Consider the following 22,571-nt stretch of genomic DNA (forward strand, 5'->3'; position numbering starts at 1 on the left):
GGTCGCCCGCCTGCGGGCGACCGTCAGTTGAACGGCTACAGGCAGCTCAGCCGGTTTGAACTTCCAGCCAGGAAAGAATCTGTAGTGCCTGCTCTGAGGTCTCGCCACAAAACGCCGGGTCGGCAGCAAAGGCGCCACAAACTGCGGGGCGTTCAGGGGAGTCAAAGATCAGACACTGATTCTCGTCACTCAACTGAATACAGCGCACCCCTGCTGGCTTGCCCTGCGGCATGCCGGGTATCGGGGTACTGATGGACGGGGCGATGCAGCAGGCGCCGCAACCCGCTCGACAACGCATGGACATGACAAAATACTCTTTGGAGAAACACATTCAAGCTCTCAGAACCGATGATTATCCAGCCCAGCGAGTGGCATGTCGATTCCTGCCTGGCGGGCTCCAGGTCAGCTTGCGCGCTTCAACCGGGAAATCAGACTCGAGGTATCCCAGCGCCCACCGCCCTTCGCCTGAACATCCGCATAAAACTGATCTACCAGGGCTGTTACCGGTAACTGGGCACCATTGCTGCGCGCCTCATCCAGCACTATGGCCAGATCCTTGCGCATCCAGTCGACGGCAAAACCAAAGTCAAACTCGCCAGCGAGCATGCTCTTGTGCCGATTGTCCAGTTGCCAGGACTGCGCCGCGCCCTTGCTGATCACCGCCATCGCCGCCTCACCATCCAGTCCCGCCTGTTCAGCAAAATGCAGGGCTTCGGACAGTCCCTGAAGCAGGCCGGCAATGCAGATCTGATTGACCATCTTGGTCAACTGCCCTGAACCGACCGGGCCCATCAACCTGACCATGCGCGCGTAACTCTTGAGTACCGGCCGGGCAATATCGAACACCGCCTCATCACCGCCCAGCATGATGGTCAACTGACCATTCTCAGCACCCGCCTGACCACCGGAAACCGGCGCGTCGAGAAAACCCACGCCCTGCTGGGCACAACGATCGGCCAGCTCACGCGCCACCTGCGCCGAGGCCGTTGTATGGTCGACAATGACAGCGCCCGAACGGATACCTGCGAGCACGCCTTGCTCGCCGCACAGCACCTCTCGCAAATCATCATCATTGCCCACGCAGAGCATGACCATGTCCTGGTTTTGCGCAGCCTCCGCTGGCGTCTCGCAGGCTTTACCGTTGAATTCGGCAACCCAACTTGCCGCTTTGGCTGAGGTGCGGTTATAGACTGTCAGGTCGTGCCCGGCACGCTGCAGATGACCGGCCATGGGATAACCCATGACGCCCAGACCGATGAAAGCGATGCTAGCCATACTTCTTCCTCACGCTTGTATCCTGCTGATTTGCCCGCTGACAACCTCAAAGGCGGCAACGGGGCCTGAAAAAACGCCATTTCTGACTACAGATGATAAGGGATGCCCGATAATGCCAGTGGTCAAGAAACATTGCGATGACTGGCCTTTAACGCTGACCTCCGGGTTTGAGAGCTTAGCCAGCTGCGCCTGATTTCGATTGCCGCGCTGCGGTAGGGCTAGGCATACTAGGCCGCTTTCAACAACGCTCTGAAGGAGCCCACCGATGTTCCAGGTCAACCAGTATTTTGATGGCAAGGTCGTTTCCATTGGCTTTCAGCAGCCGGAAGGCAGTGCCACAGTCGGCGTGATGGCGCCAGGCGAATATGAATTTGGCACCAGCCAGCTGGAAATCATGCATGTCATCAGCGGCCTGCTGACCGTCAAACTGCCGGGCAGCGACAGCTGGCAGGACTTTGCCAACGGCAGCCAGTTCACGGTACCTGCCAACAGCAAATTTCAACTCAAGGTAGGCCAGGACACCGCCTATCTGTGCGAATACCGCTGATTGTCTGATTGCAGGCGCGGCGCACGGCCGTGCCTGTGTTGTAGTTTGATCAGACAGCGGCGGCTTCCGGCTTTTCCGGGGTTATTCCGCGCGCATAGACCTCGATAAACTCGGCGGGCATGCGCTTGGGTTTGCCGGTCGAGACTTCAATGCAGACAAAGGTGGTGCGGGCCCGCAGCAGAGTCGCGCCATCCGACACCCGACACAGCTGAAAATGGCGGGTCATGCGCAGTTTCTTGTCCCAGCTGATGATCCAGGTCGCCATCACCAGCTCATCACCCTCATAGGCCGCACTGAGGTAATCAATCTCGTGACGAAACACCGCCATGGCACGGTCCAGCGTACGGTAGTCACTGACCCCCAGACCCAGACGTTGCGAATGCTCCCAGGCGCAGCGCTCCAACCAACCGACATACACAGTATTGTTGGCATGCCCCAGACCATCAATGTCCTCGGGTTGCACGGTGATGTTCAGAGTATGTGGGTTATCCAAATCCCATTTCACTGTCAGTAGCTCTCCATTCAAGCTGGCGTCAAGCTGCACAGCATACCATTGCCAACTGACTCTCAGGCGACAGCGCAGGCAAAAAGGCCACAGGCAGGAACGGCCGCACTGGTATAGGCTGAAGACAAAGCCGCCAGGAATAGGCCCTCATGTTCAAGCACCTGCACTTTCCCATCCTGATCATAAATCCGCATATCGGTCAGACCGATGTCGCCGGCAGTCAGCTCGGTGAGCTGTTCAAGGCCCTCAAACAGGAAGGCTTCGAGGTACTGGCGTCGGCGTCGCTGGAGGAAGGCCGACTGATAGCCGAAGCGCACCGGGGGCTGTCCTGCATTCTCTTTACCGCCGACCAGGGCGCCGACCTTCTGCAGGTAAGAGCCCTGTTTAAGGCCGCCCACTGCCGCTCCCCGGAACTACCGATCATGGCCCTGAGCACCCATCAGAATCTGGATAACGATACCCTCAGCGCGTTGCGCGATCTGCATCAGCTGCGCGGCATCATTTACCTGTTCGAGGACACCCTGCCCTTTATCGCCGGGCAGATCGCGCGCACCGCCCAGGCTTATCTGGGGCAGTTATTACCGCCTTTCTTCAAGGCCCTGCTCGACTACACCGGACGCGCCAGCTATTCCTGGCATTCGCCGGGTCACGGGGGCGGTGTTGCCTTCCGCAAGAGCCCGGTCGGACGCGCCTTCCATGACTTCTTTGGCGAGAACACCCTGCGCTCGGATCTATCGGTGTCGGTACCGGGTCTGGGCTCACTGCTTGACCACAATGGGCCGATCGCCGAGGCTGAAGCCAACACCGCGCGCACCTTCGGTGCTGATCACGGTTTCTATGTGGTCAACGGCACCTCCACCGCGAACAAGATCATCTGGCACGCCTTTGTCAGCCGCGACGATGTGGTACTGGTCGACCGCAACTGCCATAAATCGATTCTCCACGCGATCATCATGACCGGCGCCATTCCTGTCTATCTGAGCGGCTCGCGCAACGACTACGGCATTATCGGCCCCATCAACCTGGATGCCTTTGCCCCCGCCAACCTGCGCCAGCGTCTGGCAGAACATCCGCTGCTGCAGGGGCGCGAGGCCAAGATACGGCTGGCTGTGCTGACCAATTCCACCTATGACGGCCTGTGTTACAACGCGGAGTTGATCAAGGATGAACTCGAGGACGCGGTGGATATCCTGCATTTCGACGAAGCCTGGTACGGCTATGCGGCCTTCCACGAATTCTATGCCGGCCGCCATGGCATGGGCCGCAAGCGCGGCTTCGAGCGCGCCAGGCATCCGCTGGTGTTTGCCACCCAGTCACCCCACAAGGTGTTGGCCGCCCTGTCCCAGGCATCGATCATTCTGGCCGAGAACAGTATCGACCAGCGTCTGGACCTGCAGCGCTTCAATGAAGCCTTCATGATGCATACCTCGACCTCGCCGCATTACGGCATCATTGCCTCCATCGACGTGGCCACCGGCATGATGGCCGGGGAACCCGGCCGTTCTTTGGTGCAGGAAACCCTCGATGAAGCGCTGTCATTCCGTCGTGCCATGCAGCAAACCGCCGAGCGCCTGGATGAGGATCAATGGTGGTTTGACGTTTGGGAGCCGGAGGACGCGCTGCAAGCCGACGCATTGCAAGCCTGCGACTGGACCCTGGATGACCATCAGGACTGGCATGGTTTTGGTGCCATGGCGGATGATTACGCGCTCCTTGATCCGATCAAGGTAACCCTGCTGACACCGGGTGTGGAGCAGCAAGGTCGTCTGGCCAAAAGCGGCATTCCAGCCGCAGTGGTCACCCGCTTTCTGGCCGAGCGCGGCCTGGTGGTGGAAAAAACCGGCCTGTATTCCTTTCTGATCCTGTTTTCCCTTGGCATCACAAAGGGCAAATGGAGCACGCTGGTGTCCGAACTGCAGGAGTTCAAGCGCCTGTACGACGCTAACGCGCCACTCGAAGCGACCCTACCTGGCATAGCCGCCAGCGGACACTATCGCGGCCTTGGCCTGCGGGATATCTGCCAGCAACTGCATGGATTCTACAAGGAACAGCGCATGGTACGGATTCTGCGGCAAATCTATACCGAGCTGCCGGAGATCGTGGTACGCCCCGCCGATGCCTACCAGCAACTGGTACGCGGTGAGGTTGAAATGGTGCCAATCGAGCATCTGGCCGGACGTATCAGCGCAGTGATGCTGGTGCCCTACCCGCCCGGTATCCCGTTGATCATGCCCGGCGAACGTTTTCCCACGGACTGCAGTGCCATAACCGACTTCCTGCGGGTCGCCCAGCAACTGGACCAAGGCTTCCCCGGTTTTGAAAGCGATATCCATGGACTGCGCCCGCTGTTGACCGATGACGGCAGCCTGTTGTTTTGTGTGGATTGTCTGGTCTAGCCATCTGCCGCGCTTGAGCACTTGTTCCTGCGCTTGCTTGGGAGCGGCAGGCGGCTAGATAAAACCAATTCCCAACTCAAACAACCGCTCCACCTGCCTGACCGCGGCTTTGTCTGCGACAAACAGAATGACGTGATCATCAGCTTGGATCACGCTGTCATCATGGGCAATCAGGACCTTGTCCTGACGGATCAAGGCGCCTATCACAGTACCTGCAGGCAAGGGCAACTGATCCAGTCTTCGCCCGACAACCTTAGAGCTGCTGGCATCACCATGGGCAACGGCTTCCAGCGCCTCGGCAGCGCCTCGGCGCAAGGAATGCACAGCAACGACATCACCACGGCGGACATGGCTGAGCAAGGCACTGATGGTCGATTGCTGCGGCGACAGGGCAATGTCGATCAGGCCACCCTGAACCAGATCAACATAGGCCGGGTTGTTGATCAGTGTGATCACCGTACGCGCACCCAATTTCTTGGCCAGCATAGAGGCCATGATATTGGCCTCATCGTCATTGGTCAGCGACAGAAAGACATCAACCGAGGCGATATTCTCTTCGACCAACAGATCCCGATTGGACGCGCTACCATGCAAAATGGTGCTGTGTTTCAACTGCTGGGAAAGCACGCTGCAACGGTCACGGTCCAACTCAATGACCTTGAGCCGATAACGCGATTCAATGCTGGCTGCCAGCCGCGCGCCGATATTCCCGCCGCCTGCGATCATGACCCGCTTATACGGTGGATCCTGCCTCCGCAGCTCACCCATGACCTGGCGAATATCATCACGCGCGGCAATGAAAAACACCTCGTCTTCAGCCTCGATTACCGTATCACCCTGGGGAAAAAGTGGACGTTCGCGCCGGAAAATGGCCGCTACACGCATGTCGACATCAGGCAGGTGTTGCCGCAACGAGGCGATTTGCTGTCCGACCAACGCCCCACCGTAACGAGCCTTGACCGCCACCAACTGGGCCTTACCCTCAGCAAAATCCAGAACCTGCAAGGCACCGGGATATTGCAGCAGACGCTTCAAGCTGCGCGTTACCAGTGCCTCAGGGCTGATCAGCACATCCACCGGGATGGCATCACGATTGAATAACGCCTCGCTGCGCGTCAAATAATCATGTTCCCGCACCCTGGCAATCTTGCGCGGCACATTGAACAGACTCTGGGCTACCTGACAGGCGATCATGTTGATCTCATCGCTGCTGGTAACCGCCACCAGCATATCCGCATCTTCAGCACCGGCCTGAGCCAATAGCTGCGGGTGCGAGGCGGAGCCGGACAGGGTACGCAGGTCAAGACGATCCTGTAACGCACGCAAACGCTGGCTATCCCGGTCAACCACGGTAATGTCGTTGGCCTCACCTGACAGGTGCTCGGCCAAGGTGCCGCCTACCTGACCCGCTCCCAGAATAATGATTCGCATGCTCGACTCCTGCTGATGTGCATGCGTTCATTGTTGGTGAGGGAAGCGTAAACAAGCGATACCAAGCTGGGCCCAAGCCCGTAAAAAAGACGTATACGTTCAGTCCTGCTGACCGAGAAAACGGTAGCCAACGCCCGCCTCGGTTTCGATATAGCGCGGTGCCGTTGGATCGTCGCCCAACTTATTGCGCAAACGGCCAATGAAAATACGCAGATAGTGCGTGTCATGGGTATGGTGGGGGCCCCAGATATCCTTGAGCAATTGTTGCTGGGTGATGATCCTGCCGGGGTGCGCTATCAGACAACGCAACAGTTCAAACTCCTTTTTCGACAGGTGCACATCCTGGTCGGCAACACTGACCCGATGATCAAGCAGATCAATGCGGAGATAGCCATCGTCATACCCTGTCGGCGGTACCGACACGCCGCCAAAGGTGCGCAAGACCGCACGGATTCGCGCTAACAGTTCATTGGCACCGAAGGGTTTTTCCACATAGTCATTCGCGCCGTTATCCAGCGCCATGACCTTGTCACGCTCACCATTGCGAACCGACAGCACAATGACCGGTCCCTGATAGAACTCTCGCAGCCGCTGAAGCAACTGCTGACCATCCATATCCGGCAAACCGAGATCCATGATAACCAGGTCAGGCTGATGCAACGCGACCTGCTGCAGGCCACGCCGTGCGTCCTCCGCTTCCAGTAACTGATAACCTTGCGACCCGAGACAAATGGTCAGGAAGCGTCGAATCTGCGGTTCATCATCGATGATCAGAACTGATGTCATACGGCTTCATCCAGACCGCCAATCCTGGCTGGAACAGGCAGACTCAAACGCAATGTTGCGCCCTTGCCTTCAGCGCTTTCAAGCACAACCACCTGACCACCGTGGGCTGCCAGAATACCCCGACAGATGGCCAGCCCCAGACCCGTTCCGGCGGCGTACTGATCACCATGACTGAAGGTGTGAAACATATCAAAAACCTGCTCGCGCTTGTCCGCAGCGATACCCGGTCCGCTGTCGCGCACATCCACATGCAACCAGTGCTCTTCTTCCTCAGCGCTCAGCCAGATTCTGCCACCGGCGGGAGAAAAGCGCATGGCGTTTTCAAGTACATTGAACAGAGCCTGCTCGATCAAGGCCGGATGCACGTGCAACAAAGGCAAGTCCTGCGGAATATCCAGCTTCAGGTCGAGATCACCGAGCAAGGGCTTGCAACGTCGCAGCACCACGCTGACGATGTCATCCAATCCGATCCAGTCACGGTCAAGCGTCAGCTCACCGTGACCCAGACGTGTCATGTCGAGCAATTTCTGTATATACCGATCAAGCCGTCGTGCTTCAGTCAGCGTATTGTCCAACAGCTCGGCACGTTCAGACGCTTCTAGCGAATCACTCAGATCAATCAGACTGCTGACCGAGCCAATCATGGTCGCCAGTGGCGTGCGCAAATCATGTGAAACCGACGATAGCAGTGCCGAACGTAGTTGCTCCCGCTCCTTGCCCAGGGTTTCATCACGCAATGACTCGGCCAATTGCACCCGCCCCCAGGCAAGACGGGCCAGACTCACAAGCACCTCAAGTCGCTGACGGTGGCGCGTGGTCAGCGGCTCTGTTGCAGACAGGCGAATACAACCCACGGCAGCCGATTTACCATCGCTGAACAGGAGTGTCACGCCCGCATTGTCTTCGTGCCAACTGACGTCGCGTGGCAACGCCTGCTTGGCGTCATGCACCAGGCCTGTATCAGCGGTTCGCGCATACCAACCAAGGGCATCCTGCAGTTGGCTGGAAAAGATCTTTATCACGTCCTGAGCGCTGACACAGACGGCCAAAGCCCGAGCACAGGCCATCTGTTGAGCATTCCATTTTTCGCTCTCACGCAACGCCGACACTTGCTCACTCAGGCGCGCAGCCATATGCCCTGTTACCACAGCCACCAGAACCAGCAACAGGCCAGTCAAAATGTCCTCGTGATGCAGCATGCGCAACGAGTAATAGGGTTCGGTCAGAAAGAAGTTGTAAGCAAGGAAGCTGATACCAGCCGCAACCAGTGCCGATGTGACACCGGTACTGACCGCTGTCAGTAACACCGCCGCCAGATACAGCAGCGCCAGACTGGCTACGGACAACCAGGGCAACAACATGACCGCAGCAACAGTTGCCAGGCCGGGTAAAGCCAACGGCAAAAGAAATGACTTGAGGCAGGCCCTGCTCAAAAAGAGAATTTTCATCAGCTGCGCCAGAACATCGGAGTGAACAGGACCATCATGGTAAGTAACTCAAGGCGGCCCAACAGCATGGCGAAGGATAACAGCCATTTGGCCGCATCCGGTAATGTCGCAAAATTGCCTGCAGGACCGACAATATCGCCCAGACCCGGTCCAACGTTGGTCAGCGCTGTAGCGGATGCCGTCAAACTGGTCATCAGATCGAGCCCCATCAACGCCAGCAGCAGGGTAAAACCGGCCAGGCACAGGAAAAACAGAAATGAAAAGGCAATGGCCGAGAGAATGATGTCATCACTGACCGGCTTGCCATTGTATTGCGTCACAAACACCCCACTGGGATGCACCAGTTTACGGACCTGACTGCGCAGGAACAGATAACTCAACTGGAAACGAAACACCTTCATACCGCCACTGGTCGAGCCGGAGCAGCCACCAATAAACATCACAACAAAAAACAGCGCCACACTGAAGGCACCCCATTGAGTGTAATCAGCCGATGCATAGCCTGTGGTGCTAATCACCGATACCAGGTTAAAGGTAGACTGCGTCAGGGCCTCCAGCGGCGCATGGACATCCTGCCCCACCAGATAGGCAGCCAAGGCCAGCGATACCACAGTCACAATCGAGAATAGTCCAATAACCTGTTGATTATTAAGCGATCCAAGACGCGGCCGACGAACAAAGCCAATCAATAGGGTGAAGGGCACGGCACCCAGCAACATAAAGATTATCGATACCCAGAGCACTGCACTGCCAAAGCGCCCCATCGACCGGTCATCCGTGGCATAGCCCCCGGTGGATACCGTGGTCATGGCGTGGTTAATGGCATCGAACACCGACATACCGGCCAACCAGTAACACAGCATGCATAGCAGGCTCAAGGTCAGGTAAATGCCCAGCAGCATCTGCGCCAGGGTCTGGATGCGGGGCATGGATTTATCTGACCAGTCAGAGGATTCAGTGTGAAACAGACGCATGCCGCCGACACGCAAAAACGGCAGAATCGATACCGCCATGCCGACCACACCGAGGCCTCCCAGCCACTGCAACAGGGAGCGCCAGAGCAACAGACTCGGCGGCAGGCTTTCAATCCCGGAGAGAATGGTCGAACCCGTGGTCGTGATGCCCGATACCGCCTCGAACACAGCATCGACAAAGCTAAGCTCAAAATGACTGAAAAACAGTGGCAAAGCCCCCGCAGTGGACATCATCAACCAGCTGGCACTAGTGAGTAGGTAAAGCTGTCTTGCCACCAGATGGAACTCAACCGTCCGCCCGGTCAACACCATCACCACCCCCAGGCAGGTTACCAGTCCAGCACTGATCAGAAACACGGACATTTCCGGATCCTGGCGAACCCAGGCAAAGAGCGCGACCGATAACATCAAGCCGGCCATGATCAACATCAGAATGCCGCAAACATAAACTATGGGGCGGAGAAATTTGAACATCGACTGACTCCCGTTGGACCCTGTCAGACTAGGCGCCTGGGGCATAAACAAACGAGAGACAAATTCGAATTCTGGCGTAAACATCGCGTAAATAACGCCTCGCCAGTAAAAAAAGCATAAAAAAAGGGCCGACATTACATGTCGGCCCTTGGTAATGGTGGAGCTAAGCGGGATCGAACCGCTGACCTCCTGCATGCCATGCAGGCGCTCTCCCAGCTGAGCTATAGCCCCTTGGTCTTGCGACCCCGATCCACACTGTGAATCGGTCAAACAATGGCGTCCCCTAGGGGACTCGAACCCCTGTTACCGCCGTGAAAGGGCGGTGTCCTAGGCCACTAGACGAAGGGGACGCAAACCCTTCTGATAACGGTTGCTGGTGCCGTTATCTTACCTGCAAACCTTAGCAGGCCAGTGTAAAACGGCCAGCACTTTCGCACTGACCAAAAAATGGTGGAGCTAAGCGGGATCGAACCGCTGACCTCCTGCATGCCATGCAGGCGCTCTCCCAGCTGAGCTATAGCCCCGTCTCTAGGACGGGGCGCATATTATGATTCGCGCCCCGGACTGTCAACAGAATTTTATCTAGAACAGACACTTAAGCGGCTGCGCCGCTTAAGTGCAGCTACAAGCTACAAGCTACAAGACAATCGAGCCGACTGCAGCCCAGGATTTCAAACTCTCCACCTATACCGAATACTGCTAGGACAGCTTGCCGCTTGAAACTTGGGGCTTGCAGCTGCTGTTGGTCGCGCTAACGCGCGCCCAACAGTTTATCCCACTCCTTCACCTCTTTCTTCGAGGCGCCCCCCAGCAACTCCAGCGCCTGACGCAAGCGAAAACGGGTCAGGTCCGGGCCAAGGTGAGCCATGGCGTCGAGGACCGAGACCGAGCTGGCCTGGCCGGTAATGGCAGCGAACAACAGCGGCATCAGATCACGCAGTTTCAGCTCCAGCAGTTCGGCAATCTGCTGAATGCCGACGGTAATGCTGTCCTTGTCCCACTGGCGCGTGGCTTCCAGCTTCCACAGCAGCAGTTGCAAGGCCTGGCGTACCTGATCGGCATTGAGCTTCTTGTGTTCGAACAGGCTGGCCTGCGGATTGACCTTGCCGGTCAGGAAAAAGCCGGCCAACGGCACCAGCTCACTGAAGGTTTCCACCCGGCTTTGGACCAGCGGGATCATCGGCTTGAGGTAGGCCGGATTCAGCGCCCAGCGCTGAACAGCCTGAGCAAAATCGTCAACCGACAGATCGCGGATCCACATACCGTTCAGCCAGGCCAGTTTCTCCACATCAAAGATCGGCCCACCCAGCGACACGCGCTGGATATCAAACTCCTTGATCATGTCTGCCAGGGTGAACTGCTCGCGCTCATCCGGCATCGACCAACCCATGCGCCCCAGATAGTTCAACATGGCCTGCGGCAGGTAACCCATGCGCTGATAAAAGGTAATACTGGTAGGGTTCTTGCGCTTGGACAGCTTGCTCTTGTCCGGGTTGCGCAGCAGCGGCATATGACACAGCTGCGGCATATCCCAGCCAAAGTAGTTGTAGAGCAACATGTGCTTGGGTGCGGAGTTGATCCACTCCTCGCCACGCAGCACGTGGGTAATCTGCATCAGATGATCGTCGACCACGTTGGCCAGATGATAAGTCGGCAGGCCATCGGCTTTCATCAACACCTGCATGTCGATCTGTTCCCAGGGAATCTCGATTTCGCCACGCAGCATGTCGTTGACCACACAGATACCCTCGGAGGGTACTTTCATACGCACCACATGCGGCTCACCCGCCGCCACACGCTGCGCCACCTCCGCCTCGGACAGATGCAGGCAATGCCCGTCATAACCCGGCGTCTGCTTGTTGGCCATCTGCTCAGCTCGCAGCGCGTCCAAACGCTCACTGCTGCAAAAACAGCGGAAGGCATGCCCCTTGTTGATCAGTGCTTCGCTGTGCTGCTGATAAATTGCACTGCGCTCGCTCTGGCGGTAGGGCCCGTGCGGCCCACCGACATCCGGACCTTCATCCCAATCCAGCCCCAGCCAGCGCAAGGAATCGAGGATCTGTTGCTCGGACTCGGCGCTGGAGCGCACCTGATCAGTGTCTTCGATGCGCAGAATAAACTGGCCACCATGTTGGCGAGCAAAACACAGATTGAACAGTGCAACGTAGGCGGTGCCGACGTGGGGGTCACCCGTTGGCGACGGGGCAATTCGAGTACGGACGGTCATGATATCTCTCGTGCTAGGAATCGGGTCCAGGCCGGCAATCGGCTCATTGGTCGGAGGCTGAGCCCCGCATGGCCGGGGATAATATCAGCGGTTCGCGCTCGGTCTCCACCTCAACTTTCAGGCGGCTTTCAAGACATTCAATCATGAAGTCGATAAAGGCCTTGACCTTCATGGCCTGGAAACGCCTGGACGGGTATAGCGCATAGAGCTCGCTAGACGGCAGCATGACCTGCTCAAGCACACGTACCAACTGCCCCTGCTGTACATAGGGTTCAGCAATAAAGGCCGGCACATTAATGATGCCAGCACCGGCGATCGCTGCCTCGCGGGCAAAAGTAATGTTATTGACGGTCATGACCGGATTGATCTGCACACTGACGTTCGGATCAAGAAAATGCCATTTGCGCCCGCCATCCATCAGCGTATGAATACACCGATGTGACGATAGCTGTTCCGGAATGACCGGCATGCCGTACTGGGCAATGTAGGCCGGGCTGGCGAACAGCTGACGTGGGCTGCTCATCATCGGTCGAGCCACCAGACTGGAATCCTGGGGACGGCCGCGATGTATGACGATATCTACGCCCTCCTCGACCGGATCAATAGTCCGGGTTGTCAGTTCCACCTCGACCTGAATGGCTGGATAGCGGCCCATGAACTCGCCGATCACACCACCGAGAAAGAGCTGGCCAAACTCAATGGGCGAACTGACGCGCAACAGGCCGGTGGGCTCACGCTGCAGTTGCATGATCGCCTGCTCGGCCTCGGCAAACTCCTGCATGATCTGCCGGCAACGCTCATAGTAGGCCTGACCGACTTCAGTCAGTCGCAGCTTGCGAGTAGTGCGATTGAGCAGTCGTACACCGAGACGCTCTTCAAGTTGGGCAATGCGCCGGCTGACGGTGGACTTCTGCATATTCAGTGTCAGGGCCGCACTGGTAAAACTGTGGCACTCAACTACCCGGGTGAAGATCAGCGCGTCATCCAATCCCATTTCTACTGTTCCTGTAGCGCAACAAAGTGTCCAGATTCTAACCCCTCTTTACCTGAGCGGAACAGTGCTAGAGTGCTCTAAGACAACAAAAAACAGGTATCAGCATGTCAGCCCGGGTACGCAATCGTTTGATGATCTTCTTCCTGCTTGCGGCTCTGGCTGCCGCAGGCTTCGTTGCCCATTGGTGGCTGATCGGACGCCATTACCAACGCACTGATAATGCCTATGTACATGCTGAAATTGCCCGCATCAGCAGCCAACTGTCGGCTCAGGTAGTCGAGGTACTGGTTGACGATAATCAGTGGGTGACGGTGGGTACGCCGCTGATCAGGCTTGATCCGCGGGACTTCGACATCGCCCTCGACCAGGCGCGCGCCAACCTGGCTACCCGAGAAGCCGAATTACTGCGTGCGCAATCACAACTGAATCAGCAGGACAGCCTGATCGAAGCGGCTGATGCTCAGATAGAGGCGCGCGCTGCTGAGCAACGGCGGATCGAACTGGACATCCAGCGCCTGACGCCATTGCGCCAATCCGGTTATGCATCGGAAGAACAGCTGAGCAATTTTCGTGCGCAACTGGATGTTGCCCGCGCTCAGGTTCGCCAGGCGCGTGCCGATGCGCAGACAGCCCGCCTCAACAAGAACAGCCTGAACGCTGATCTGCAGCGCTTGCAGGCGCAAGTACTCTCAGCCGAGGCAGAGATACGTGCTGCACATCTCGCTCTACAGCGCACCGAAATTCTGGCACCCATCGAGGGCCGTGTCGGCCAGCGCAGCGTCCGGCTGGGTCAGAACGTTCAGCCCGGCGCACACCTGCTGGCCATCGTGCCGCAACAACGCATTTGGGTGCAGGCCAATTTCAAGGAGACCCAGATCCAGGGTATTCATGAAGGTCAGCAGGCCAGCCTGATTTTTGATGCCTTCCCCGATGACCCGGTGCCTGCCGTGATCGACAGCCTGTTTCCTGCCTCAGGCGCTCAGTTCAGTCTGCTGCCACCGGACAATGCCACCGGCAACTTCACCAAGGTAGTGCAGCGTATTCCAGTCAAGCTGTTGATTGACCAACGTCATCCGCGCTTCGTTGACTTGCGCCCGGGCATGTCGGTTTCCGTCAAGGTCGATCTGCGTGACTGAGCAGGTTGCCGAACAGGTCATTGGCAAGCCCACGCGTCGAGACTGGATTGCCATTCTCAGCGCCATCCTGGGCGCCTTTATGGCGATTCTGGATATCCAGATCATCAATGCCTCCCTCAAGGACATTCAGGGTGCTCTGTCAGCCACCATTGAGGAAGGCTCATGGATCTCCACCTCCTATCTGGTTGCCGAGATCATCATCATTCCGCTGGCCGCCTGGCTGACCATGGTCATGTCACCCAGGCGTTTTGCCGTGGTGATTTCCAGCCTGTTCGTGACTGCCTCGCTGCTTTGCTCCATCGCCTGGAGCCTGGAAAGCATGATCATCTTTCGCGTGTTGCAGGGGTTGGCAGGCGGCGCCCTGATTCCCTTTGCCTTCATGCTGGTACTGACCAAGCTGCCACTGTCCGATCGCCCCAAGGGCATGGCGCTGTTTGCCATTACCGCGACCTTTGCCCCCTCGATCGGCCCCACCATTGGCGGCTGGCTGACCGAAAGCTTCGGCTGGGAATTCATCTTCTATATCAACATTCTGCCCGGCTTGTTGATGATCACCGGACTGCTCTATGGGCTGGACAAGAGCCCGCCACGCTGGGCCCTGTTGAAACAGGGTGACTATGCCGGGATTCTGACCATGGCGCTGGGACTGGGTTGTCTGCAGGTGTTCCTTGAAGAGGGTCACCGCAAGGACTGGCTGGAGTCGCAACTGATGGTTGCCCTGGCCGTCATCGCCTTTCTCAGTCTGGTGACCTTTGTCATTCTGCAACTGTCACGCGACAATCCCTTGGTCAATCTACGCCTGCTCAAGGAACGCAACTTTCTGTTTGGCAGCCTGGCCAATATCGGTCTGGGCGTGGGGCTGTATGGGACTGTTTTCGTGCTGCCGGTCTATCTGGCGCAAATACAGGATTACAACGCCCTGCAGATTGGCCAGGTATTCATGTGGCTGGGGCTGCCGCAGCTGCTGCTGATACCCCTGGTGCCCATTCTCATGCGTTACCTGGATGCGCGATTGATTTGCGCCACCGGCTTTCTGCTGTTTGCCTCGGCGAGCTTCTTCAGTGGCACCCTGAGTCTGGACTTTGCCGGCGAGCAATTTATTGGCATCCAGATTTTCCGCTCCCTTGGACAGCCGATGGTACTGGTGCCACTGTCCATTCTTGCCACAGCCATGATCCCGCCTTCACAGGCCGGGTCGGCGTCGAGCCTGTACAACATTCTGCGCAATCTCGGCGGCGCCATCGGCATTGCCGCGCTGGCTACCATGCTGGATAGCCGCGCCAAGTACTACTTTGATTTTTTGCGTGAATCCATTGTGCCCGGCAACCCGGCCGTTGAAGAGCGCCTGCAATTGCTGACAGCGCAGTTGGGCGACCCGCAAAGCGCGCTTATGGCTCTGAACCAGACAGTCCGTCAGCAGGCACAGATCATGGCCTTCAATGATGCTTTTCACCTGATCGGTCTGCTGCTGGCCTGCTCCATGTGCTTCATTCTGATGGTACGCCCTTACCCCAAGGGTACACCCTCGGCATAGCTGTCATTTTTTTTGAGCAAATACTGGAAAAAGCCCTTTCCAGTCGGTAGCATCGGCTTAACTTGTAAAAAATATTCAACATGACAGGTGTTTCATGGCCATCACATCGCATACCACGTCCTACTACGCCGCGTCAGCCAATCCGACACCGGAGCGCTCTCCTCTTCAGGGCCAGAATGAAACCGATGTCTGCGTGATTGGTGCCGGTTACACCGGCATCTCAACGGCATTGTTTCTGCTTGAGCAGGGCTTTCGGGTGACGGTACTGGAGGCGGTCAAGGTCGGCTTTGGTGCTTCGGGGCGCAATGGTGGCCAGATCGTCAACAGCTACAGTCGCGACATCGATGTGATCGAGCGCAATACTGGGGCCCAACAGGCCCGCCTGCTCGGCGAGATGGCCTTCGAAGGGGCGCGCATCATTCGCGAGCGCATTGCTACCTACAAGATCGACTGTGACTTGAAAGATGGCGGCGTGTTTGCCGCCGTCACGGCCAAGCAGATGAAACACCTGGAAGCGCAAAAGGCCCTATGGGAACGCTACGGTCACACGCAGTTGTCATTGATGGACAGCGCCGAGATCCGCAAGGTAGTTGATACTGATAGCTATGTCGGCGGCATGCTCGATATGAGTGGTGGACACATACACCCGCTCAACCTGGTCCTGGGGGAAGCGGCTGCGGTCGAATCACTGGGCGGCATCATCCATGAACAGTCACCGGTTCTGCGTGTCGAAAAGGGCGAGAATCCGGTTGTGCACACAGCCCAAGGCCAGGTCAAAGCCAAATTTGTTGTAGTCGCTGGCAATGCCTACCTCGGCGATCTGATACCGCAACTGGCCGCCAAATCCATGCCCTGCGGCACCCAGGTGATTACCACCGAGCCATTGGACCAGGACCTGGCTGACTCGCTTTTGCCGCAGGATTACTGCGTGGAGGACTGCAATTACCTGCTGGACTACTATCGACTGTCTGCAGACAAACGTCTGATTTTTGGTGGCGGCGTAGTCTACGGTGCGCGCGATCCGGCCAACGTTGAGGCCCTGGTCAAGCCCAACATGCTCAAGACCTTCCCGCAGCTGCAGGGGATAAAGATTGATTACGCCTGGACCGGCAACTTCCTGTTGACCCTGTCGCGCCTGCCCCAGGTTGGTCGCATTGATGGCAACATTTACTATTCCCAGGGCTGCAGCGGCCACGGTGTGACCTACACCCATCTGGCCGGCAAGATACTCGCCGAGGCCATACGCGGACAGGCTGAGCGCTTTGATGCCTTTGCCGGTTTGCCGCACTACCCCTTCCCCGGTGGACGCCTGCTGCGCGTTCCGTTCACGGCCATGGGCGCGCTCTATTATAACTTGCGCGACAAACTGGGCATTTAAATCAGTGACTTAGATCACATTTACGCGAGTAATCATGAACTCTTCAAGCATTCTCGAGTCAATGAGTTGCATGCAATGCCTTGATAGGGCGTATGCTGCTTTGCGGTGCTTAGGTTCCAGCATCAAATAGGCCAGAAGCCTGCTGAGCCATGTTGTCCAGTTGTGCCGAAGCCTCAAGATAACAAACAGGAGTTGTCCCTATGACGTTCATGAAATCGACCAAACGTTATCTCTCCATCATGCTGACCGCTTTGTTTATGTTGACCTCGGTCAGCAGCGTATACGCCCAGGGCTCGATGGTCGGTACCCACGAAGTCATTGCACAGGAACAGCTCAGCGTCGACCGTGATGCACTGATCTCAATGCTTGATGACCAGGCAGTACAGGACAAACTCGCTTCCATGGGTGTTTCTCCTGATCAGGTCGAGCAACGCATCAAAAGCCTGACTGCCGATGAGCTGGCGTACTTCAACGCGCAACTGGAAGAAGGCCCGGCCGGTGCCGGTGTTCTGGGTATCATCGTGCTGTTCCTGGTGATATTCATCATCACTGACATGCTCTGTGCCACCAATGTCTACAAGTTCGTCAACTGCATCAACCGCTAAGCGGCTGCTGTGTTGAGACTGCGATCCATCGCCCTGCTCTCGCTGATAGCCCTGCTATCAGCCTGTGCAGGGCGACCGCTGGTTCTGCCTACGCTCGAATCGCTGGCCAACCTGCCTGAGCAAGTCTATCTGGACGAAGTACCTTTCCACGCCCAGGACGAATTCCAGTGCGGTCCGGCATCCCTTGCCATGCTGCTCAATCAACGCGGCATTGCCGATCAGCCAGATGAATTGACTGAGCGCGTTTATATCCCCGAGCGCAATGGCACACTTCAAGTCGAACTGGTGTCCGCCGCGCGTGAGCGTGATCTACTGGTTTACCCACTGGACGGCAGACTGGAAAACCTGATGGCAGAAGTCGCTGCAGGTAACCCGGTACTGGTCATGCAGAACCTTGCGTTCAACTGGTTTCCGCAGTGGCACTATGCTGTGGTTGTCGGCTATGACCTTGTTACGCGCGAAATGATCCTGCACAGCGGCCTGAACAAAGCACAACGCGACCCTTTCCGGGTCTTTACCCGAACCTGGGACCGAGCTGATCGCTGGGCTATTATCCTGCTGCCACCCGGACAACTGCCTGCCCAACCGACGCCCTTGAGCTATCTGCGCGCAGCCAGTGATCTGGAGCAGACCGGTCGCCTTGAGAGTGCCAAACGCAGCTACAGCGCCGCCTTGCAGGCCTGGCCTGAGCAACCCAGCGCACGCCTGGGGCTTGGTAATCTGGCCTGGGCAGCAGGGCAACCGGAACAGGCTGGCGAGCACTTTCGTCAACTGGTCAGTGACTTCCCTGACTTCAAGGCAGGCTGGAACAACTTTTCAGTGGTTCTCAATGCTCTTGGCTGTGAACAGGCTGGCACCCTCGCCCGCCAATGCGCCGTCGGCCAGTCGGTAGATAACCAGCAACGCCTGAGCAACAACCGCAATCCCGACTGTGCAATTCCCCTGTGCTTGAGCAGCCCTGATCCCTGAGCCGGTTTTTTAACCAAGTCACAAGCTGCTACAATCTGCGCCTGCCGATTACACAGACCTGCTGCCATGACACCCACCAGCCCGATATTGCGACGTCCCGGCCCCTCCCGGCGCTTTTGCGTGGCACCGATGATGGATTGGACTGATCGTCACTACCGGTACTTTGCCCGACTGATCAGCCAGCATGCCCTGCTCTATACCGAGATGGTCACCACAGGCGCCGTGATCCATGGCGATCGCTCACGCTTTCTTGGCTACAATCCTGAGGAACAGCCCGTTGCGCTGCAATTGGGTGGCAGCAATCCGGCGGAACTGGCACAGTGCGCAGGGCTGGCCGAGCAGGCCGGATTTGCCGAGGTCAACCTGAATGTCGGTTGCCCCAGCGACCGGGTTCAGAACAACATGATTGGTGCCTGCCTGATGGGCCACCCCGGGCTGGTTGCCGAGGGTATCAAAGCGATGCTGGATAACTGCCGGATTCCGGTGACGGTCAAGCACCGTATCGGCATCAACGGCCGCGATAGCTATGCCGAACTGCATGACTTTGTCGCGCAGGTACACGAGGCCGGCTGCGATACCTTTATCGTGCATGCACGCATCGCCATTCTTGAGGGCCTCTCACCCAAGGAAAACCGGGATATTCCGCCCCTGCGCTATGAGGTAGTCCATCAGTTGAAACAGGACTTCCCGCAGCTTGAAATCATTATCAATGGTGGACTCACCGATCCGCAGCTGATGCTGGAGCACCTCCAGCACCTCGATGGTGTGATGGTGGGTCGTGAGGCGTATCACAACCCCTACCTGCTGGCCCAGGTTGACGAGCTGTTTTATCAGGCCCCAGGTCCTGTGCCCAGCCGCATCGAGGTACTGGCAGCCATGCGCCCCTATATCCTCGCGCACCTGCAATCCGGCGGCGCCATGAACCATGTTACCCGGCATATTCTTGGTCTTTTTCAGGGTTTGCCGGGCGCCAGGCATTTCCGTCGTCAGCTCAGCAGCGCCCTTCATCAGACCGATGATCCTATAGCCTTGTTCGATGAACTGCTGATCGATATGACGGCGCGTCAGACAGGTCGGGATTGCCCGCCCCAGCAGGCTTGAGTTAAGGTCAGTGCATACTTTCTCCACGGGCACTGCCAAACATGACCAACAAACTGGACAGCCTCAAGCAACACACCCTGATCGTCGCCGATACCGGTGATATTGAAGCCATCCGCCGGCTGCAGCCGATTGACGCCACGACCAACCCTTCATTGCTCCTCAAGGCTGCCCAGCAACCCGAATACAGCGAACTGCTGGATCAGGCCCTGAGCGCGTCCAAGGGCAGCTACGAGCTGATCGCCGATGCCTGTGATCACTTCGCTGTGGCCCTGGGTGGAGAAATCGTCAAACTGATCCCGGGGCGCATTTCAACCGAGGTGGATGCACGCCTGTCCTTTGATCGGCAGGCGACCCTGGACAAGGCACGCAGCCTGATCGAACGCTATGAAGTCTCAGGTGTGCCACGTGATCGAGTGCTGATCAAGATTGCCGCCAGCTGGGAAGGCATTCAGGCCGCTGCAGAACTGGAGCGCGAGGGCATTCAATGCAATCTGACCCTGCTGTTTTCCTTTGCCCAGGCCCAGGCTTGCGCTGACGCGGGTGTGTTTCTGATCTCACCCTTTGTCGGGCGCATCTACGATTGGCACAAAAACCGCGAAGGCCGTGATTTCAGCGGACAGGACGACCCAGGTGTGCAGTCGGTTGCGCGCATTTTCAGGTATTACAAGCAGCACCTGTATGCCACTGTGGTCATGGGCGCCAGTTTCCGCAATACCGGGCAAATTGAAGCCCTGACAGGCTGCGACCGACTGACCATCAGCCCGGCCTTGTTGCAGGAACTGGCTGCCGCGCCAGGGACCATGCAGCCCGCAAGCAGCCTGCTGGAAGCAACCCGGGATGCACGGGAAACACTCAGCGAAAGGCAATTCCGTTGGTCCCACAACGAGGACGCCATGGCCACTGAAAAACTGGCAGAAGGGATTCGGGCATTTGCTGCGGATCAATTGAAACTCGAACAGCTGCTGGCCAGTCGCGCCGCCTCAGCTATCTGATTCGAGGGCGCTGACCAGATCGCGAAAGGCTTCGCGGTTATGGTCATTGAGGTTCATCAGAATACGATGGGCCTCAAGCACCTTGTCCTTGACCAACTCCTCGGACAACAGTTGCCCGGGCAGATCTGCCAGATCGGCAATACTCGGCTCGACCTGACTGACGATATTGAACACCTGATCAAAGCCCATGCTTTGCAGCAAGCGATTCATATCATCCTTGTTTGATACCAGAGTGGGCAGAAAACCGACCTTGTCGCGGGACAGGATCGACAACTTTGCCAACAACCCCAGGGAGGTACTGTCGATGCAGTCAGTCTCGGTCAAATCTATAATGATGGCGTTGAAATTCAACACACTGAAAATCTTTTCGATATAGGCGTCCAGGGCAGCGCAGAGCGTCAGGCGCACGTCGCCGACAAACTTCAGTATGAAGGTTCCCTCAGACTCGGCGAACTGGATCTTTCCCGTCGTCATCATCCCGGCTGCCTGCTTAAGACCATGAGTGAAATATCGTCCGGCATTACTTTGCCGGGCTGAAGGTTCAGTTTAGCCAAAAGACCGCGCATGCTGCCTTCAACCACTTCGACCAACCTTGGCAAGCGGGCCTCTTTCTCCCTGAGCGAAGTACCCTCCAGACAATCCAGCACACCATCCGAGCATAACGTCAGGGAAAATCGCTCGGGCAGGCTGATCTGGTGGTCTTCATAACGTGCATCAGCAAACAAACCCACGGGCCTGCCCTTGCCCTGCAGGTAATCAGCCTTACCCTCCGAATACAATACTGGCAGCGGTAGGTGGCCGCCAATACTGTAAGTAAGCGTACTGGTCGACTCGTCAATTACCCCGCCCAGCATGGTCACGTGCTTGCCGAGCTTGCAACTGATCAGACTGCGATTGATGTGCCCCAGAACGTCCGAGGGCTTGAAATCGATATGCCCCTGATCACCGAGCTTGCGCTGTTCATAAAGAAGTCGGGTGGTCATGAATTTCAGCAGGACTGTCGCGAAGGCCGAGGAAGCACCGTGTCCAGACACATCCGCCAGATAAAAGGCCAGTTGCGTATCAGACACTCGGAAGTAATCGACAAAATCGCCCGACAGGTAGAGCGAGGGAATAATGCGATGTTCAAAGGTATATTCGCCGCATTTCCATGGTGTGGTCGGCAGCATGTTGAGCTGCACCTGGTGACCGGCAGCCTGATCATCACGCAACTCCTGCAAATGGTTCTGCAGCTCGCGGTTAGTGGTCTCCAACCGCTCATGGGTTCGCTGATTGTCCAACTGCAGTCGGACCTGGCTCATTGCCCGTTGCAAAACATGCTGCAGCAGACGCGGATCGTTAAGGGGTTTAATCAGATAGTCTACGGCGCCAATCTGCAATGCATCGGCAATCAAGGCAGTACTATCGGAATCCGCCAGCACAATGATCGGCATATCTGGAAAAAGGGATAAGAGCTGATGCACCAGTCCGAGCCCATCACCCTTGGTCAACTGCAGATCACACAGCACCAGACCAGGGTGTTGACTGCGGCAAAGCTCAAGCGCATCGAAGGTACAACCGGCCTGAATCAGTTCAAGGCCAGATCCTTCCAGATAGTGCGCAAGATTCTGGCGCACAACGTCGCTTGCGTCGGTAACCAGTAAATAAGTGCCAGAAAGCTGCATAGTGCCCCTACGTCATTGCCATGCAGCAAGGCTGGCTGCAGGCCACAGGGTGTACGTGACTGGATCAGAATGACCTGACCTTTCAAGGGGCAAACAGTACTCCCATCCGTTGCGGCAGGCAACCATCATGCTACA

General features: G+C 57.1%; 20 protein-coding genes and 3 tRNA genes. 9 read left to right on the forward strand and 14 right to left on the reverse strand.

All coding sequences use genetic code 11. From position 1 onward, the window contains the following. Positions 1–46 precede the first annotated feature (46 nt). Both AC27HQ_RS09745 and AC27HQ_RS09750 read right to left on the reverse strand, forming a co-directional pair. Positions 47–298, reverse strand: a complete 252-nt coding sequence (locus AC27HQ_RS09745; RefSeq protein ID WP_487156060.1) for a YkgJ family cysteine cluster protein — start codon at positions 296–298, stop codon at positions 47–49. Between the two features lie 104 nt (positions 299–402). Continuing rightward, positions 403–1,275, reverse strand: coding sequence for an NAD(P)-dependent oxidoreductase (locus AC27HQ_RS09750; protein ID WP_487155965.1), 873 nt, complete (start codon positions 1,273–1,275; stop codon positions 403–405). A gap of 265 nt (positions 1,276–1,540) precedes the next feature. Between AC27HQ_RS09750 and ppnP the strand changes: the two genes are divergently transcribed. Next, the gene (gene ppnP, locus AC27HQ_RS09755; protein WP_487155966.1) at positions 1,541–1,822 is read left to right on the forward strand and encodes a pyrimidine/purine nucleoside phosphorylase; all 282 of its coding nucleotides are present in this window, start codon (positions 1,541–1,543) and stop codon (positions 1,820–1,822) included. Positions 1,823–1,871: 49 nt separating this feature from the next. On the opposite strand, the gene AC27HQ_RS09760 is transcribed toward ppnP, so the two are convergent. Beyond that, positions 1,872–2,327, reverse strand: a complete 456-nt coding sequence (locus AC27HQ_RS09760; protein ID WP_487155967.1) for an acyl-CoA thioesterase — start codon at positions 2,325–2,327, stop codon at positions 1,872–1,874. A gap of 149 nt (positions 2,328–2,476) precedes the next feature. On the opposite strand from AC27HQ_RS09760, the gene AC27HQ_RS09765 reads away from it, so the two are divergent. Next, complete coding sequence (locus tag AC27HQ_RS09765) at positions 2,477–4,723, forward strand: Orn/Lys/Arg family decarboxylase (protein ID WP_487155968.1); 2,247 nt, start codon at positions 2,477–2,479, stop codon at positions 4,721–4,723. 54 nt (positions 4,724–4,777) lie between these two features. Here AC27HQ_RS09765 and trkA read toward each other — a convergent pair whose 3' ends face one another. The 9 genes from trkA to AC27HQ_RS09810 all read right to left on the reverse strand — a co-directional run bounded on the left by trkA (position 4,778) and on the right by AC27HQ_RS09810 (position 13,057). Beyond that, the gene (gene trkA, locus AC27HQ_RS09770) at positions 4,778–6,154 is read right to left on the reverse strand and encodes a Trk system potassium transporter TrkA (RefSeq protein WP_487155969.1); all 1,377 of its coding nucleotides are present in this window, start codon (positions 6,152–6,154) and stop codon (positions 4,778–4,780) included. 99 nt (positions 6,155–6,253) lie between these two features. After that, positions 6,254–6,940, reverse strand: coding sequence for a response regulator (locus AC27HQ_RS09775; protein WP_487155970.1), 687 nt, complete (start codon positions 6,938–6,940; stop codon positions 6,254–6,256). Beyond that, the gene (locus AC27HQ_RS09780; RefSeq protein ID WP_487155971.1) at positions 6,937–8,388 is read right to left on the reverse strand and encodes a sensor histidine kinase; all 1,452 of its coding nucleotides are present in this window, start codon (positions 8,386–8,388) and stop codon (positions 6,937–6,939) included. The genes AC27HQ_RS09775 and AC27HQ_RS09780 overlap by 4 nt, the downstream gene beginning before the upstream one ends. After that, a complete protein-coding gene (locus tag AC27HQ_RS09785; RefSeq protein WP_487155972.1) occupies positions 8,388–9,836 on the reverse strand; it encodes a TrkH family potassium uptake protein in 1,449 nt (482 codons plus the stop codon). The genes AC27HQ_RS09780 and AC27HQ_RS09785 overlap by 1 nt, the downstream gene beginning before the upstream one ends. Before the next feature lie 155 nt (positions 9,837–9,991). Continuing rightward, positions 9,992–10,067 (reverse strand) — tRNA-Ala (locus tag AC27HQ_RS09790). A 43-nt stretch (positions 10,068–10,110) separates the two neighbouring features. Next, positions 10,111–10,186: transfer RNA gene (locus AC27HQ_RS09795), tRNA-Glu, on the reverse strand. A 98-nt stretch (positions 10,187–10,284) separates the two neighbouring features. Next, positions 10,285–10,360 (reverse strand) — tRNA-Ala (locus AC27HQ_RS09800). Between the two features lie 227 nt (positions 10,361–10,587). Then, positions 10,588–12,066 (reverse strand): glutamate--tRNA ligase, encoded by a 1,479-nt coding sequence (gltX, locus tag AC27HQ_RS09805; RefSeq protein ID WP_487156061.1) that lies wholly within the window; start codon positions 12,064–12,066, stop codon positions 10,588–10,590. Positions 12,067–12,106: 40 nt separating this feature from the next. Next, positions 12,107–13,057, reverse strand: a complete 951-nt coding sequence (locus AC27HQ_RS09810) for a LysR family transcriptional regulator (protein WP_487155973.1) — start codon at positions 13,055–13,057, stop codon at positions 12,107–12,109. 104 nt (positions 13,058–13,161) lie between these two features. On the opposite strand from AC27HQ_RS09810, the gene AC27HQ_RS09815 reads away from it, so the two are divergent. The 7 genes from AC27HQ_RS09815 (at position 13,162) to tal (ending at position 20,772) form a co-directional block, all read left to right on the forward strand. Further along, on the forward strand, positions 13,162–14,193 hold the full coding sequence (locus AC27HQ_RS09815; RefSeq protein WP_487155974.1) for an HlyD family secretion protein: 1,032 nt from the start codon (positions 13,162–13,164) through the stop codon (positions 14,191–14,193). Further along, positions 14,186–15,727, forward strand: coding sequence for a DHA2 family efflux MFS transporter permease subunit (locus AC27HQ_RS09820; protein ID WP_487155975.1), 1,542 nt, complete (start codon positions 14,186–14,188; stop codon positions 15,725–15,727). The genes AC27HQ_RS09815 and AC27HQ_RS09820 overlap by 8 nt, the downstream gene beginning before the upstream one ends. 94 nt (positions 15,728–15,821) lie before the next feature. Beyond that, positions 15,822–17,105, forward strand: a complete 1,284-nt coding sequence (locus AC27HQ_RS09825; RefSeq protein ID WP_487155976.1) for an NAD(P)/FAD-dependent oxidoreductase — start codon at positions 15,822–15,824, stop codon at positions 17,103–17,105. Positions 17,106–17,305: 200 nt separating this feature from the next. Beyond that, positions 17,306–17,710, forward strand: coding sequence for a PA2779 family protein (locus AC27HQ_RS09830; RefSeq protein WP_487155977.1), 405 nt, complete (start codon positions 17,306–17,308; stop codon positions 17,708–17,710). A 12-nt stretch (positions 17,711–17,722) separates the two neighbouring features. Further along, entirely contained in the window at positions 17,723–18,679 is a 957-nt protein-coding gene (locus tag AC27HQ_RS09835; protein WP_487155978.1) for a PA2778 family cysteine peptidase, read from the forward strand. A gap of 66 nt (positions 18,680–18,745) precedes the next feature. After that, a complete protein-coding gene (dusA, locus tag AC27HQ_RS09840) occupies positions 18,746–19,780 on the forward strand; it encodes a tRNA dihydrouridine(20/20a) synthase DusA (RefSeq protein ID WP_487155979.1) in 1,035 nt (344 codons plus the stop codon). A 41-nt stretch (positions 19,781–19,821) separates the two neighbouring features. After that, a complete protein-coding gene (gene tal, locus AC27HQ_RS09845; protein ID WP_487155980.1) occupies positions 19,822–20,772 on the forward strand; it encodes a transaldolase in 951 nt (316 codons plus the stop codon). Here tal and rssC read toward each other — a convergent pair. Beyond that, positions 20,761–21,246: an anti-sigma factor antagonist RssC gene (gene rssC, locus AC27HQ_RS09850; RefSeq protein WP_487156062.1), complete on the reverse strand. Its 486-nt coding sequence runs from the start codon at positions 21,244–21,246 to the stop codon at positions 20,761–20,763. The genes tal and rssC overlap by 12 nt on opposite strands. Then, on the reverse strand, positions 21,246–22,436 hold the full coding sequence (locus tag AC27HQ_RS09855) for a PP2C family protein-serine/threonine phosphatase (protein WP_487155981.1): 1,191 nt from the start codon (positions 22,434–22,436) through the stop codon (positions 21,246–21,248). Before AC27HQ_RS09855 ends, rssC begins: the two co-directional genes overlap by 1 nt. Between the last annotated feature and the right edge of the window lie 135 nt (positions 22,437–22,571).

The sequence above is a fragment of the Halopseudomonas sp. 4NH20-0008 genome, from assembly GCF_057548395.1.